The organism is Actinopolyspora sp. BKK2 (assembly GCF_011291845.1).
GTDB lineage: Bacteria > Actinomycetota > Actinomycetes > Mycobacteriales > Pseudonocardiaceae > Actinopolyspora > Actinopolyspora saharensis.
Window position 1 is genome coordinate 245344 of sequence record NZ_JAANTE010000005.1, and the last position, 14318, is coordinate 259661.

Genomic DNA, 14318 nt, shown 5'->3' on the forward strand with positions numbered 1-14318 from the left:
CTCGGCTGGTCGCGTGGCCGAGCCCGGGCCGTGGGATCGCCGCGGGCGTCCGACGTCGGGTGGCGAGCTGCCCGACGTCGGGATCGTCCGCGCGGGCGCTTCAGTCCGCGTTGGTGCGGTTCCGCTCGGCGAGCGTGCTCACGATCTCGGAGACCGCTGTGCGGGCGGTGCGCCCGGCCCCGATCAGGGTGGCCGAGGCAGGGCCGGTCCAGTCCCCGTAGCCGAGCAGGTGCAGCCGCGGGAGCTCGACGCTGCGGGTTCCCGCGGTGGGGATCCTGCCCGACTCGCGGCGCAGCCCCAGCGGACGCAGGTGGCGCAGCGCGGGGCGGAAGCCGGTGCACCACACGACGCTGTCGAAGTTCTCCGCGGAGCCGTCGGGCCAGACCGCCCCGTCGCGGGTGAGCCCGGTGAACATCGGGTGGGCGTGCAGCGCTCCCCGCTCCCGGGCCGCGCGCACGCTCTCGACCATCACGATGTCGCCGAGCGCCCCGACGCCTCCCGAGTCCGCCACGCCTGCTTCGCGCTCGGCGCGTTGCCGGGTGGCCACGTCGAACAGCACCCTGCCGTCCACGTCGTCGGGCATGAAGCGCGGTGGCCTGCGGGTCACCCAGGTGGTCTCGGCGACGGTGGACAGCTCGGCCAGGATCTGCGCCGCGGAGTTGCCCCCGCCGACCACGAGCACGCGCTCGCCCTCGAACGACTCGGGACCGGGGTAGGAGGCCGTGTGCAGCTGTCGGCCCGCGAACTCCCGCATCCCCGGGTAGCTCGGGACGTACGGGGACTGCCAGGTCCCGGTGGCGCTGATCACGGCGCGGGCGTGCCACTGCCCCTGCGGGGAGTCGACGAGCAGCCCCTCCTCGGCCTCGTGGACCCCGGTCACGCGCACCGGCCGGAGGACGGGCAGCTCGTAACGCTGCTCGTAGCGGCGCAGGTAGTCGACGGTGTGGTCCGCGTCCGGGAACTCGACGCCCGGTTGCGGGGGCATCGGCCAGCCGGGCAGCGGGTTGTGCCGCGCGGGTGAGAACAACCGCAGCGAGGGCCACACGCGCTGCCAGGAGCCGCCCGGCTCCTGCCGGTCGTCCAGGATCGCGAAGTCCAGACCGGCGCGCCGCAGGAAGTAGCCCGCGGCCAGACCCGCCTGTCCGCCTCCGATGACGACCACGTCCACCCGGTGGCGCAGGATCTCGGGTTCCGGCACGACGCATCCCTTCGAGACTGCTGGTTCTCTCCGTGTCGGCGAGCGTCCGGCAGCGGAGGAGTATTCCCGGCGGGTCAGCGTTGGGTGTGGAGGTCGGCGAGGAAGCTGCTCCACTGGGGGGTGGTGAAGCTGAGGTGGCCCTGTCGGGGGTTCTTGGAGTCGCGGACGTCGATGCCCCGCGTGGTGAAGCGGGCCTCGACGCAGGTGTTGTTGTTGCCGCCGCTGTAGCTGCTGGTGAACCAGCCTGTCAGAGGGGTGTTCGTGCTCATGTCTCCAGCTCCTTCAGGCGCTCGGTGATGAAGTCGCGGGACTCTTCCGGGCCGAGTGCTACGGCTCGCAGCTGGTCGAACGCGTACGAGCATTCCGCAATGTCCTTCACATCATCCATGTAGACACCGCCTCCGATGAAGGTGCCCTGGTGGGCAATGTCGGGCACAGCACCTCCGAACCGAAAGATACCGATGGATCCACCGAGCAGTGGATGGTCGACTATGGACAGCGGAGCTACTTGGATGACTACCTGGCGGTGCTTGGTGATGACTTCCAGCAGGTAGCGGAGTTGGTCGCGCAGCACTTCGTGTCGTCCAACCGGCCTGCGGAGCGCTGATTCCCCGATCACGAACCACAAGAGGGGAGGGTGTTCCTTGCTGAGTACCTGCTGCCGTTCCAGTCTGAACTGAACACGCGTTTCGATGTCTTCGGGATCGGCTTTGGCAACGGCTGCTCTAGCTATCTGGATCAGCGCTCTGGCGTAGTCCTCGGTCTGGAGCAGGCCGGGGACGACTTCGCTTTCCGAGTAGTAGATCTCGGTGGCTTCCTGTTCGTGGTCACTGACTCGCCGGAATGATCCGGGGAACGCGTCCGAATACATCCGGCGCGCCTGTCGTTGCCGTGCTGCCTGCCCGAGCTCGAGGATCTCTTCGCGCTTACTCGCAGGGGCGCCGTAGAAGTCCAGCAGACTTCTGAGCTCCATGATTTTGAGTGAACGCTGGCCGCGCTCTGTGCGGCTGACCAGTGTCGTGTCGCACTCGATCACCTCGGCGGCTTCCTTCTGGCTCTTGTCTGCTGCTTCGCGGAGTCTGCGCAGTTCGGCGCCCAACTGGCGACGTTCGATGGTGGGGCGCGAGTGGGCCATACTTCAGCTCTCCGTCGAAGAACATTCTTTCGGGGTACTGTGCAAGTGTCAATGTACCCCTAGGATTTTCTGTGTCACAGAACACGGGATGCACTGCCAGCTGATCAGTGTATCCAGGCAGTAGGGGAGTGATCGCGGTGCGTTTGGGATACACCCTCGAGGAGGCTCCGGCCCCCGGCGTGAGCCCGGGGCGGGACGTGCGCGTGGCCAGCAGGGAGCTCGACGCGCACGGCGACTGGGAGCGACTCCGGGAAGGGCTGCACGCCTGGGCCGTGGAGGAGCTGACCCGGAGGCGGTGCGAGTTCGGGCTCTACATCGCGGAGTTCGGCACCTGGCTGGCCGAGGGAGACCCGGGCTACTACCTGCGGGAGAGCTACTTCGTGTGGAGCGGCGACGAGGTGTTCACCACCCACGTCGAGGACAGCGGGATCAACGTCGAGGGCGTGCGCGTGCTCACGGCGCAGGCCGACTCCTTCCACGACCTGCGCCGCCGCGAGGCCCACGCCTCCTGAGACATCGCTGCGGGAGCGCGACTGCCACCCGGCCGGAACCACCCCGACCGCGGGACGGGGACGTGCCGGTGGCAGCCACAATGTGGGAGTGGATCCGCTGCACGACCCCGACGACGAAGAACTGCTCTCCCCGGAGCAGGCCCGCGAACTGGCCGCGCAGGTCGAACGTGCTCAGCTGGCCTCCGGAGCAGTCCGCGACGGGCGGACCGGCAAGGTCGGCGTCGCCGACGTGGTGCTCAACGCGGGCAACCCGCTGGCCCTCGGGAACCGCGCCTGCGGACTGTGGGGCACCTCCGCGGAAGTGGCCACCACCCTGTTCCGGCTGGAACGCGTCTTCGCCGACGCGGGACGTCCCGAAGCGGTGGTGCACGCCTCGCCGACGACCGTCGCCGACATCGAGGGGATCTCCGACGACTCGGGGTGGCACGCGGTCGCGGAGAACGTGGCGCTGGTGCAGCGCATCGAGCGAGCCGAGACGGAACGGACCGGGACGTACCCGGTCCGCCAGGCCGTCGAGGAGGACCTCGAACCGATCGCCGAGCTGCTGTCGGACGAACTCGACCTCTCGGAGGGGGCGGAGCGCAAGCTGCCGCGCAACCTCGCGCAGCGCCTGGACGACCCGCGCTGCCTGCTGCACGTGATCGCCGACACCGAGGTGGACCGGCCCGCGGGTTTCGTGCTCGGGTTCGTCGATTCCGGGGTCGGGCTGATCGAGCACATCGCCGTGCGGCCGGGCAGGCGTGGGCGTGGTCGGGGCAGGGACCTCGTGGGCAGCGCCGTGGACGCGGGCGCGCGGGCCGGGGCGCGGCTGGTGGCCACCCACGCCGAGGACGGGGGGAGCGCGCAGCGCTTCGCGGAGGCCTGCGGCTTCGCCACCGCCTACGAGGTCACCGCCTACACCAGGAGCGTGGACGAGCTGTTCGACTGACCGCTCGAGGCTTCCTGCCCGGTTCGTCGTGGCTGCTCCTCCGGCGGAACCTCTCGCTCGGGTGGTGGTTTCGGCGTCGTGGGCGTTGAAGGATCGAGCGCGCAGCTTCGGGACGTTCCGCGCGGAACGTTCCCCGCGCGGAACTCGGACGGGTTCCTGCCGCGGTGGTCGTTCCGGCACCGCCGCGCCGAGGCGTCGCCGTCTCGGATCGCCTGGTTCCGCTCACTTCCGCACCCCGGTCGCGCCGTGCGGCGGGCCGGTGGAGCTGGTTCAACGGTTTCCCGGAGGCGTCAGGCCGCTCTGGTGGCTACCGTCAGCCTTTCGATGATTCGTCCGTAGTAGTCACCGGCCACCCATGAGACCGATGTGGGACGTCCTCCTCCGGTGCGGCAGAACTCGCGAAGGGCTTGGCGGGCCTGCTCGACAGGAACAGCGGTGAATCGATCGTGGTACCGGTCGGTGTCGTGAAGGCCTCGTGTGGTGCCGTGCCGGAAGATCCCGGGGCGTTCGCCGGGGGAAGCACGCCTCTCAAGCGGAGCCCGTGCTCGAGTCGTCGCCATCACACGCGTGCGGCTCCGAGTTCGGGAATATTTCACCCGCGCGTGGACTTGTGCCTGCCGGACGTGAAGGAGGCGCAGTGCCCGAGACGCGATCGACCACCGAGGACGCCCCGGAACCCTCGCAGGCGGGGACGAAGGCGAGCAAGAGCACCCTCGCCGAGCTGCCCCGCGAGATATGGGTCCTGATCAGCGGCGGTTTCATCGTCGCCATCGGGATGGGCATCGTCTCGCCAGCGCTGCCCACCTTCGCGACCAGCTTCAACGTCGGCGTGACGGCCGCGGCGTTCATCGTCAGCGCCTTCGCGCTGATGCGGCTGGTCTTCGCCCCGGCCAGCGGGAAGCTGGTCTCGCTGTTCGGCGAGCGCCCGAACTACGTGCTCGGCATCGTCATCGTCGGCATCAGCTCCACCGCCTGCGCCTTCGCGCAGTCCTACTGGCAGCTGCTCGTCTTCCGCGGGCTCGGCGGCATCGGGTCCACCATGTTCACCGTCTCGGCGCTCGCGTTGCTGGTGCGGCTCGCCCCGGCGCACCTGCGGGCCAGGGCCTCCGGGCTGTGGGCCACCAGCTTCCTGCTCGGCAGCATCTCCGGGCCGGTGCTCGGCGGGCTGCTGATCGGGTTCTCCCTCCGGCTGCCCTTCCTGATCTACGGCGTCGCGCTGTACATCGCCGCCTTCGTCGGCTGGTTCCTGCTGCGCAACTCCACGCTCGCCGATCCGCAGCAGCAGGCGGCCGCCCCGGACCTCAAGGTCACCACCGCGCTGCGCGATCCCAGCTACCGCGCCTCGCTGCTGGCGAACTTCAGCAAGGGCTGGACCGCCCAGGGCGTGCGGATCGCGCTGATACCGCTGTTCATCGTCGAGGCCATGGGGCTGTCCGACGCCATGACCGGCGTCGCCCTGTCGGTGTTCGCCGCGGGCAACGCGGCCGTGCTGATCCCGGCGGGCAGGCTGGCCGACTCGCGGGGGCGCAAACCGATGCTGCTGAGCGGGTTGGCGATCGCGGCGGTGGGCAGCGCCGCGATCGGCTTCAGCGACTCGGTGCCCTGGCTGCTGGGCGCCTCCCTGCTGGGCGGCATCGGCATGGGGCTGTTCACCCCGGCGCAGAGCGCGGCCGTGGCCGACATCGTCGGCCCGAAGGCCAAGGGCGGGCCGGTGCTGGCCACGTTCCAGATGTCGGCCGACGTCGGCACCATCCTCGGTCCGCCGCTGGCCGGGGCGCTGGCGGAGGAGCTGTCCTACGGTCCCGCCTTCCTGCTCACCGGGTGCGTGGCAGTGGTGGCGCTGCTGATGTGGCTGTTCTCGCCCGAGACGCTGGGGCGCGGGAGCCGCGCCGAGCGGTCCGAGCCCGCGGGGTCCGCCGAGTCAGCGGGGAGCACCGAATCAGCGGGGAGCACCGGTCCCGCCGAGCGCGGCGCGGCCGACTGAAACCGCGCTCGGCGGTGTGGCACCGCTCCCGAGCGGGTACCCCACCGGAAAACCGGTGGACGAGGGGAGTGCGTGTCGATGGAAACCGGGATCGAGGCCGCCGAGCTGTCCGAGGACGCGCTGCGGCGGGAACTGCGGCACCTGCACGAGACGCGGAACGAGACCTTCCTGCACGGCTCCGCTGACGCGCTCGAGGAGCACACCCGCCGGACCTTCGAGCTGGAGCAGGAGTACCTGCGCAGACACCCCGAACGGGAGGTGAACCCGCGCCGGACCAGGGAGGGAGCGCGAAACGTCGGGCAACACGCCTGAACCGACTGCCGGGCGGACCCGCGCGGAGCTCGCGGCCGAGGCCGCCGAGAGCACCGGCCCCGACACCGGTGCCCGGTGCTTCCGGTGGGCCCGGCGAGGGGACGCCGCCGCGGATCCTGACGAGGTCACCGCCGCGCACGGTCCTGCCGCTCGCGGTGGGGCGGCTCCGCCCGGGCGGATCCCGAGTTCGCGGGGACCCCCTGCGAGGACTCGATCGAGTCTGTTGTAAAGTGTTGGCAGAACAGCAGGCGGGGAGAGCAGAACCGCAGTGCTGGACAACAGCAGAGGGGCTGTGGCGCAGTTGGTAGCGCACCTGACTGGCAGTCAGGGGGTCACGGGTTCGAGTCCCGTCAGCTCCACCGATCGGTCATGGTGTGATCGTTCCTTTCGAGGTCGTTTCCGCGAGTCGTGCGGGAGCGACCTTTTTTCGTGCAGAGCTCGTTCTCGTGCGGGGCTCGCTGGGCGCTCGGTTCTCGCTCGCGGCGTCCCTTCCACCTCGAGGTCGTGCCGCCCGCGCAGGCCCTGCTCGCGCGGTCCGGTGCTCCGAACGGACCAGCGGGCACTGCTGCGCACTTCCGCTGTGGCTGCTGTGCTTTTCGCAAGCAGTCGGTTATCCACTGTCCGAAATCCTCGCCGCGTGTAATGATCTCTCGCCGGAGAATCCGGATTTGCCGGCTCGCCCGGCCGATCCTGGTTCGAGGATTTCAGGGAGGTTGACCGAATGCTGGAGTTACGTGGCCGACGGCGACCCCGGAGGCCGCTCGCGCTCGGCTTGGCCGCCGCCGTCACCGGGCTGGCGCTGATCGCGCCGTCCGCCGCGGCCCAATCGCAGGGTGACGACGTGCAGCACAGCAACAACGTCCACCCGGTGGCCAACGTGCCACGGCAGGGGCCGCTGGAGGAGTCGAACCACACCGATCTGGCGTTCTACCAGAACTACGCCATCCAGGGCAGCTACGACGGCTTCACCATCTACGACATCTCCAAGCCGCACAAGCCGAGGACGGTCACCCAGGTGCACTGCCCGGGCGGGCAGGGCGACGTGTCGGTGAGCCCGGACGGCAGTCTGCTGTTCATGTCGGTGGACTACGCGCGCACCGACGCCACCTGCCAGAGCGAGCAGGGATCCTACGAGGACCCGAACTCCTGGGAGGGGATGCGGGTCTTCGACATCAGCGACAAGGCGAACCCGCGCTACGTCAAGGGCGTCAAGACCAACTGCGGTTCGCACACCCACACCATGGTCCCGGGCAAGAACACCGACGACCTGTTCCTGTACGTCTCGTCGTACAACCCGGACGAGGCGTTCCCGAACTGCCAGCCGCCGCACGACTCGATCTCGGTCATCAACGTCCCGGCCGGTAGCCCCGATGCCGCGAAGGTGGTCGCCGAGCCGGTGCTGTTCCCCGACGGCGGAGCTGCGGGCACCGCCGGCTGCCACGACATCACGGTCTACCCGGAGCACGACCTCGCCGGTGGTGCCTGCATGGGTGACGGGGCGCTGATGGACATCTCCGACCGCGCCGAACCGCGGGTGATCACCACGGTGGAGGACCCGAACTTCGCGTTCTACCACTCGGCGACGTTCACCAATGACGGCAAGAGCGTCCTGTTCACCGATGAGCTCGGTGGTGGCGGCGCGCCGACCTGCAACGACGAGGTCGGCCCCAAGCACGGCGCGAACGCGATCTACAACATCACCGGCAGCGGGGACGATCGCGAGCTCGAGTTCCAGAGCTACTACAAGATCCCGCGCGACCAGACCGACACCGAGAACTGCGTGGCGCACAACGGGAACCTGATCCCCGTTCCGGGCCGCAACGTCTACGTGCAGTCCTGGTACCAGGGCGGGGTGTCGATCTTCGACTTCACCGACACCACCGCGCCGAAGGAGATCGGCCACTTCGACCGCGGTCCGGTCGACGAGAACAACCTGGTCCTCGGCGGTTCCTGGTCGGCGTACTACTACAACGGCTACATCTACTCCAGCGACATCACGCGCGGGCTGGACGTCATGAAGGTGACCGGCCCCGGCATGGGCAAGGCGGCGCAGGTCCACCGGGACGTCCTCAACCCCCAGACGCAGTACTCGTACCCCGAGTGACCCGTCCTGCAGCCGGGTCCGGTCTCGCACCGGGCCCGGCGCAGGCCGTTCGGAAGGGAGCAGGAGATGTTCCTGCGGAGACTTCCCCTGCTGGTGGTTCTGCTGGCAGGTCTGCTCGGCGCCGGGACCGCGAGCGCGGCCACCCAGGCCCACAACGATACCGACGCCGAGTTCACCCGCATGATGATCCCGCACCACTACCAGGCGATCGTCATGTCCGAACTGGCTCCGGACCGCGCGGCCGACTCCCGGGTGAAGTCGCTGGCCGAGCGCATCCGCACCGAGCAGGACCTGGACATCCTGATGATGCGGGGCTGGCAGGGCCGCAACGGCCTGCCGATGACCGATCCGGAGACCGCCTACCAGGACCTGCTCGACCAGCCCGACGTGCTCGAGCGGATGGGCATGGCCACCGAGGAGGAGATGGACCAGCTCGCGACGCTGTCCGGGGCCGAGTTCGACCGGATGTTTCTGGACCTGATGATCCCGCACCACGACGGCGCGGTCGTGATGTTGCGGGACGTGATCCTCAACGGCAGCGACCGGGAGCTGAGCCAGCTGGCCCAGGACATGATGTCCACCCAGAAGGCTCAGCTCGCGACCATGCACGACATGCGCGAGTCCGCGTGAGCTGAGCGCACCGCGCCCGGGCGGTCACCGGCGGCCCGGGCCGTGCGCGCGGAAGGGGACCCCCTGGCAAGGGTCCGCGCGTGGACTGTGTATGGTGTTCGCGCAAGGGATGAGCGGTGACGACGAACCGAACATCCCGCAACAGCGAGAACAGCGGGGCTGTGGCGCAGTTGGTAGCGCACCTGACTGGCAGTCAGGGGGTCACGGGTTCGAGTCCCGTCAGCTCCACGCTCGACGATCAGCGGGTTCACCTCCGGGTGAGCCCGCTGATTTGTTGCGTCCCGCTCCACTGCGCTCCGTCGAGCGCTCGGCGGCGGAGCCGGCCGGATCCACCGCCGAGCGGCGCTGTCCGGTGGTCAGGCCTCGGGGATCTCCTTGCCGAAGGCCTCCAGGGTGACGTCCTCGGGATCGGGACCGCCGCGCACGCCCGTGTCGAGCGCGTCGATGGCGGTGAGCTCCTCGTCGGTGAGCTCGAAGTCGAACACCGCGAAGTTCTCCTCGATGCGCTCGCGGCGGGTGGACTTCGGGATCACGGAACGGCCGCGTTGCAGCCCCCAGCGCAGCATGACCTGCGCGGGCGTCCTGCCGTGCTCCTCGGCGATCCGCGCGATGGTCGGGTCGTCGAGCGTGTTGGTGTGCCCGCTGTCGCGGTAGAAGGTGATCCCGCCGATCGGCGACCACGCCTGCGAGACGATCCCGTGCTCGGCGTCGGCGGCGAGCACGTCGGGCTGCTGGAAGTACGGGTGCACCTCGATCTGGTTGACCGCGGGCACGATCGAGGCCTCCCGCAGCAGGCGGTCGAGGTGGTCGCGCGTGAAGTTGCTCACCCCGATGGCGCGCACGCGCCCGTCCGCGAGCAGCTTCTCCAGCGCGCGGTAGGCCTCCAGCGTCAGGTCGAAGCGCTCGGGCAGCGCCTGGTGCAGGATCAGCAGGTCGATCTGGTCGAGTCCCAGCTTGCCCGCGCTCTTGTCGAAGGCGTGCAGGGTCTGCTCGTGGCCGAAGTCGTTGATCCAGACCTTGGTCTCGACGAACACCTCGGAGCGGTCCAGACCCGAGTTGCGGATCGCCTGGCCCACCTCGCGCTCGTTGCCGTAGGCGGCCGCCGTGTCGATGTGCCGGTATCCCGTGCGCAGCGCGTTCTCGACCGCCTCGACGGTCTCGGCCGGTGGCGTCTGGAAGACGCCGAAGCCGACGGCGGGCATCTCGGTCCCGTTGTTCAGGGTCAAACTCGTGGTCATGCTTCCCAAGCTAGGAACGCTCCGGGAGGGCGGGGAGGGTCTGCCATCACCCCGCTGTACCCACGATCGTGGGAGATCGCGATCCCTACCGAGGCGTAGACTCACGTGCCCGCCCCGGTCGGGCATCCGAGCTCCGCCGTGGATCCTGCTCGGCGAGCAACTGCCACGAGGCGCTGCTCGCGAGGTTCGCACCCGGCGGGTTCGGCCCGCGCCGATCCGCCGCGACCACCGCCGAGCAGCGCGGCGAGCTCGTCCGTGCCGCGCGGCCGGAGGCGCACTGCCCACCGATCCCGGAGGAACGGTCACGATGGAGACTCCCGCACGGCCCGGCACCGATGTCGGCCACGAGCTGCGCACCGCGCTGGACGGCCTCGACCTCGTCGAGGACCCGGACGTGCTGTCGAGCCTGGCCCACGACGACGGGGAGTGGGCCGAGGTGGGGCGGCCGCTCGGCGCGTTGCGCGCCCGCTCTTCCGAGGAGGTCGGCCGGGCGGTTCGGGCCTGCGCCGAGCTCGGCGTGCCGGTGGTAACCAGGGGAGCGGGCACCGGCCTGTCCGGAGGGGCCAACGCGACCGAGAACTGCCTGCTGCTCGACCTGTCCCGGATGAACCGGATCCTGGAGATCGACGCCGAGAACCTCCGCGCGGTCGTGCAGCCCGGGGTGATCAACGACGAGCTGACCAAGGAGCTCGCCGAGCACGGCCTGTGGTACCCGCCGGATCCGGCCAGCTCGCCCTGGTCCACCCTCGGCGGCAACGCAGCGACCAACGCGGGCGGGCTGTGCTGCCTCAAGTACGGCGTGACGCGGGACTACGTGCTGGGGATGCGGGCCGTGATGGGCGGGCCCGCCGGTCCGTACGGCACGGAGGTGCGGCTGGGCCGGGCCACCGCGAAGGGGGTCGCCGGTTACGACCTGGCCGGGCTGCTGGTCGGTTCGGAGGGCACGCTCGGGGTGATCACCGAGCTCACCCTGCGGCTGCGGCCGCTGCCCCGGGAGAACCCGCGCACCGTGGTCGGGGCGTTCGGCTCCCTGGTCGAGGCCGGGCGCGCTGTCGCGCTGTGCACCGGACGCGGGCTGCGCCCCGCCGCGCTGGAGCTGCTCGACCGGTCCTGCATGCGTGCCGTGGAGGACTGGAAGCACCTCGGCATCGAACCGGACACCGCGGCACTGCTGCTCGCCAGGGTGGACACACCCGGTGACGCGGGGACCGCCGAGGCCACCGAGCTCGCCACCGCCTTCACCGACGGGGGCGCGGCGTGGACGGAGCAGTCCACCGACGCCACCGAGGCCGAGGCGCTGTTCGCCGCGCGCCGGTTGGCCTACCCGGCGCTGGAGCGGCTGGGCCCGGTGCTGACCGAGGACGTGTGCGTGCCGCAGTCAGCGGTGCCGGACATGCTCGCGCGAGTCGAGGAGATCGGTAAGCGGCACCAGGCGCGGATCGCGACCATCGCGCACGCCGGGGACGGCAACCTGCACCCGCTGCTGCTGGCACCGCCGGACGACGAGCAGGCGAAGCGGGCCGCGCAGGCGGCCTTCGAGGACATCCTCTCCGCCGCGTTGGAACTCGGCGGCACCGTAACCGGCGAGCACGGCGTCGGCCTGCTCAAGCGGGAGGGCATGGAACGCGAGCTCGGCCCCGAGGTCTGCGCCGTGCAGGACGCGGTCAAGCAGGCGCTGGATCCGTTGAACCTGTTCAACCCGACCAAGGTCGTCGACCCGGCGCAGGCTTGAACCGGCGCGGGGACGGCTCGGGCCGGGGTGGGCAGCAGGTGTAGTCAGGGGGCACGGGTTCGAGTCCCGTCAGCTCCACTTTCGGCGATCAGCGGGTTCACCCTCCGCGGGTGGGCCCGCTGAGTTTTTCGGCCCAGTGCGGTCGCGCTGTAGGCTCGGCCCGATGTACACGGGGACTTTCTCGATCGTCGCGTACGACACCGATACTGCGACGTGCGGTGTGGCTATGAGCACGCGGATGCCCGCGATCGGCGGGTTGGCGGTGTTCGCCCGTGCGGATGCGGGGGCGATCGCGACGCAGGCGTTGATCAACCCACTGCTGGGGGCGGACGGCCTGGAACTGCTGCGGTACCACTCCGCGGAGGAGACGTTGTCCCGTGTTCGGGAGACGGATCCCGCCATGGAGGGACGGCAGGTCGCGGTGGTGGACGCGTCGGGGGGTGCTGCCGCCCACACCGGCTCGGAGACCCACCCCTGGAGCGGTCACCGGCTGGGGACCGGTTACGCGGTGGCGGGCAACACTCTCGTCGGCGGCGGCACCGTGGAGGCCATGGCCGAGCGGTTCGAGGACTCCGCGGGAAGTCCGCTGGCCGAGCGGCTGCTGACGGCCCTGGAAGCCGGTCAGGAGGCCGGCGGGGACCGGCGCGGCAAGCAGAGCGCGGCCCTGTACGTCCACAGCGGTCAGCCTTACCCGTACGTGGATCTGCGGGTGGACGAGCACGCCGAGCCGGTAGCCGAGCTCCGCAGGGTCCACGAGGTGGCGAAGCGGGAGCTGGGGCCGTTCGTGGATGCCTTGCCGACGCGTGCCCACCCCGCAGGCAGGTTCGAGCAGCTGTTGAGCACCGACGATTCCTGAATCCCGGTGGCGCGTGCCGGCCCAGCCCGAGCGCGGGCGGGCTCCGGCCTGCTCGCGTCGTGGGGCGCGGCCGTGTCGGGACCGGTCACGCGCGTTCGGCGTCGGTGGCCAGCGCGATCAGCATGGCCAGTCGCTCGTCCGGGTCGTCGAGGCGCAGGTCGGTGATCCCCCGCATCCTGCGGAGGCGATAACGAACGGTGTTGGGGTGCACGTCGAGTCGTTCGGCGGCGACGGTGAGGTTCGCCTGGGCCCGGAGCCACGCGTGCAGCGTGGACAGGTAATCGGTGGCGTGGGCGGCGTCGTGCCGGGCGAGGTCGGCCAGGGGGCCGCGCGGGGGGACCCGTCCGGACGCGGCGGCGGTGCGCAACCGCTGGAGCAGGATCCGGTCCCAGGACTCGTCGTAGCTGATGGGGGCGTCACCCGGGCGGGCGGTGTGCAGCGCCAGGCTCTCGTCGGCCTCGTTCCTGCTGGTGGGGAGTTGGTTGGGCGTGGCCGGTGCGCCGATCCCCGCGGTGATCGTGACGTGCTCGGGCAGGTTCGTGATGATGGTGTGCAACCAGTCGCGTGCTGCGGCGGGGTCCTCGTCGGAGGGCAGGATCGTGTAGACGGTGTTGCCGAACAGCGCGCTGCGCCCCGGACGCGACCAGCCGAAACCGGTGGTGGCGCGTTCGAAGGCGAGCAGGACCGCCGCGTGCCGCTCACCGTGGGCGTGGGCCTGCAGGGCGATGACGCGGAACGGGCCCGGTCCCAGCCCGAGCTTCCCGAGCGCGGTGGTCGTGTCCGGGCTCGCTTCGACGAGCTGGATGACCAGCTCGGATTCGACCTGCCGTTCCAGGTCGGCGCTGACGCGTGAGCGCAGCAGGTGGGAAGCGACGGTGTGGGCGCTGTCCCGCAGGACCCGCGCGCGCTGCTCGGACAGCGGCGCGTCGCAGGCGACCCAGAGCGAGCCCAGGAACTCGCGCCCCGCCCGGACGGCGATGACCATGCGCCCGCCCAGCCCGTGGGAGGGGGAGGTGGGCACGAACAACGGCTCGTCCGAGACGGACAGGTGAGCGAACACCCCTCGCTCGGTGAACAGCCTGCGGATCGCCTCGGGGACGCGGCGGCCGAGGATCGTCTCGTGCCGTGCGGAGTCGACCTCGTGCTGCAGGCTCGAGTAGGCCATCACGCGCGAGAGCCGGTCCTCGATGGTGACCGACCCCTTGACCGCTGCGGCCACGGTGTCGGCCAGGGCGAACAGGTCGCTCGGACCGCGCCCGGACTCCGTCTCCCGGCCCTCGAACACCAGCCCGTAGACGACCTCGGCGAGCTGGCTCCACGAAACCGCGGGATCGACGACCAGGGGGGTGACCTCGTGCTGCCCGCAGGCCCGGTTGATTCCGTCAGCGGCGGCGGAGTCGCCGCGCAGCAGCACCACGGCCGCGTGCGCAGCCGCGGCGAGCTCCGCGGCGCGCTCGGGTGACTCCACCCCGACCGCCAGGAACACGTCCCCGACCGCGGGCGACTCGTCGGTCGGGTCGTGCATGGCCACGCTGCGCAGCTCGGTTTCGCGTGCCGCGCCCGGCCCGACCAGCCGAACACCGTAACCACCGAGAACGGTGATCAATCGATCCAGTTTGACCACGTGTGACACGCCTCCCGCGCCCCGCGCGACGACATGGGTTCATCAGTTCCCACGAGGAGAACTGT

Annotated in this window: 14 protein-coding genes and 2 tRNA genes; 10 read left to right on the plus strand and 6 right to left on the minus strand. The window is 70.4% G+C overall.

The window, feature by feature from the left end; all coding sequences use genetic code 11:
- Positions 1-100 precede the first annotated feature (100 nt).
- From G9Q41_RS13250 to G9Q41_RS13260, 3 genes are all read right to left on the minus strand, one after another.
- On the minus strand, positions 101-1198 hold the full coding sequence (locus G9Q41_RS13250; protein ID WP_165633408.1) for an ArsO family NAD(P)H-dependent flavin-containing monooxygenase: 1098 nt from the start codon (positions 1196-1198) through the stop codon (positions 101-103).
- A gap of 74 nt (positions 1199-1272) precedes the next feature.
- Entirely contained in the window at positions 1273-1467 is a 195-nt protein-coding gene (locus G9Q41_RS13255; RefSeq protein ID WP_165633409.1) for a DUF397 domain-containing protein, read from the minus strand.
- Positions 1464-2297 carry a helix-turn-helix transcriptional regulator gene (locus G9Q41_RS13260; RefSeq protein ID WP_242687410.1) on the minus strand — a complete coding sequence of 278 codons (834 nt, stop codon included), beginning with the start codon at positions 2295-2297 and terminating at the stop codon, positions 1464-1466. The genes G9Q41_RS13255 and G9Q41_RS13260 overlap by 4 nt, the downstream gene beginning before the upstream one ends.
- A gap of 173 nt (positions 2298-2470) precedes the next feature.
- Here G9Q41_RS13260 and G9Q41_RS13265 point away from each other — a divergent pair, with 173 nt between their 5' ends.
- Together G9Q41_RS13265 and G9Q41_RS13270 are read left to right on the plus strand one after the other, a co-directional pair.
- A complete protein-coding gene (locus G9Q41_RS13265) occupies positions 2471-2845 on the plus strand; it encodes a hypothetical protein (RefSeq protein WP_165633971.1) in 375 nt (124 codons plus the stop codon).
- A gap of 88 nt (positions 2846-2933) precedes the next feature.
- The gene (locus G9Q41_RS13270; RefSeq protein WP_165633970.1) at positions 2934-3773 is read left to right on the plus strand and encodes a GNAT family N-acetyltransferase; all 840 of its coding nucleotides are present in this window, start codon (positions 2934-2936) and stop codon (positions 3771-3773) included.
- Between the two features lie 290 nt (positions 3774-4063).
- Here the strand turns inward: G9Q41_RS13270 and G9Q41_RS13275 are convergent, their stop codons facing one another.
- Positions 4064-4333: an Imm1 family immunity protein gene (locus G9Q41_RS13275; protein WP_242687411.1), complete on the minus strand. Its 270-nt coding sequence runs from the start codon at positions 4331-4333 to the stop codon at positions 4064-4066.
- Positions 4334-4410: 77 nt separating this feature from the next.
- Between G9Q41_RS13275 and G9Q41_RS13280 the strand changes: the two genes are divergently transcribed.
- The 6 genes from G9Q41_RS13280 (at position 4411) to G9Q41_RS13305 (ending at position 9031) form a co-directional block, all read left to right on the plus strand.
- Complete coding sequence (locus G9Q41_RS13280; RefSeq protein WP_245695957.1) at positions 4411-5757, plus strand: MFS transporter; 1347 nt, start codon at positions 4411-4413, stop codon at positions 5755-5757.
- A gap of 78 nt (positions 5758-5835) precedes the next feature.
- The gene (locus G9Q41_RS13285; protein WP_175455213.1) at positions 5836-6069 is read left to right on the plus strand and encodes a DUF6158 family protein; all 234 of its coding nucleotides are present in this window, start codon (positions 5836-5838) and stop codon (positions 6067-6069) included.
- Between the two features lie 286 nt (positions 6070-6355).
- A tRNA-Ala gene (locus G9Q41_RS13290) sits at positions 6356-6428 on the plus strand.
- Positions 6429-6790: 362 nt separating this feature from the next.
- Positions 6791-8173: a hypothetical protein gene (locus G9Q41_RS13295; RefSeq protein WP_165633969.1), complete on the plus strand. Its 1383-nt coding sequence runs from the start codon at positions 6791-6793 to the stop codon at positions 8171-8173.
- A gap of 66 nt (positions 8174-8239) precedes the next feature.
- Positions 8240-8803 (plus strand): DUF305 domain-containing protein, encoded by a 564-nt coding sequence (locus G9Q41_RS13300; protein ID WP_165633968.1) that lies wholly within the window; start codon positions 8240-8242, stop codon positions 8801-8803.
- Positions 8804-8958: 155 nt separating this feature from the next.
- Positions 8959-9031: transfer RNA gene (locus G9Q41_RS13305), tRNA-Ala, on the plus strand.
- Positions 9032-9159: 128 nt separating this feature from the next.
- Here the strand turns inward: G9Q41_RS13305 and G9Q41_RS13310 are convergent.
- Entirely contained in the window at positions 9160-10041 is an 882-nt protein-coding gene (locus G9Q41_RS13310) for an aldo/keto reductase (RefSeq protein WP_165633967.1), read from the minus strand.
- A 307-nt stretch (positions 10042-10348) separates the two neighbouring features.
- Here G9Q41_RS13310 and G9Q41_RS13315 point away from each other — a divergent pair, with 307 nt between their 5' ends.
- On the plus strand, positions 10349-11773 hold the full coding sequence (locus G9Q41_RS13315; protein ID WP_165633966.1) for an FAD-linked oxidase C-terminal domain-containing protein: 1425 nt from the start codon (positions 10349-10351) through the stop codon (positions 11771-11773).
- Between the two features lie 163 nt (positions 11774-11936).
- Positions 11937-12629 carry a DUF1028 domain-containing protein gene (locus G9Q41_RS13320; protein WP_092527022.1) on the plus strand — a complete coding sequence of 231 codons (693 nt, stop codon included), beginning with the start codon at positions 11937-11939 and terminating at the stop codon, positions 12627-12629.
- Between the two features lie 85 nt (positions 12630-12714).
- Here G9Q41_RS13320 and G9Q41_RS13325 read toward each other — a convergent pair whose 3' ends face one another.
- Positions 12715-14253, minus strand: coding sequence for a PucR family transcriptional regulator (locus G9Q41_RS13325; RefSeq protein ID WP_092527024.1), 1539 nt, complete (start codon positions 14251-14253; stop codon positions 12715-12717).
- Positions 14254-14318: the final 65 nt, after the last annotated feature.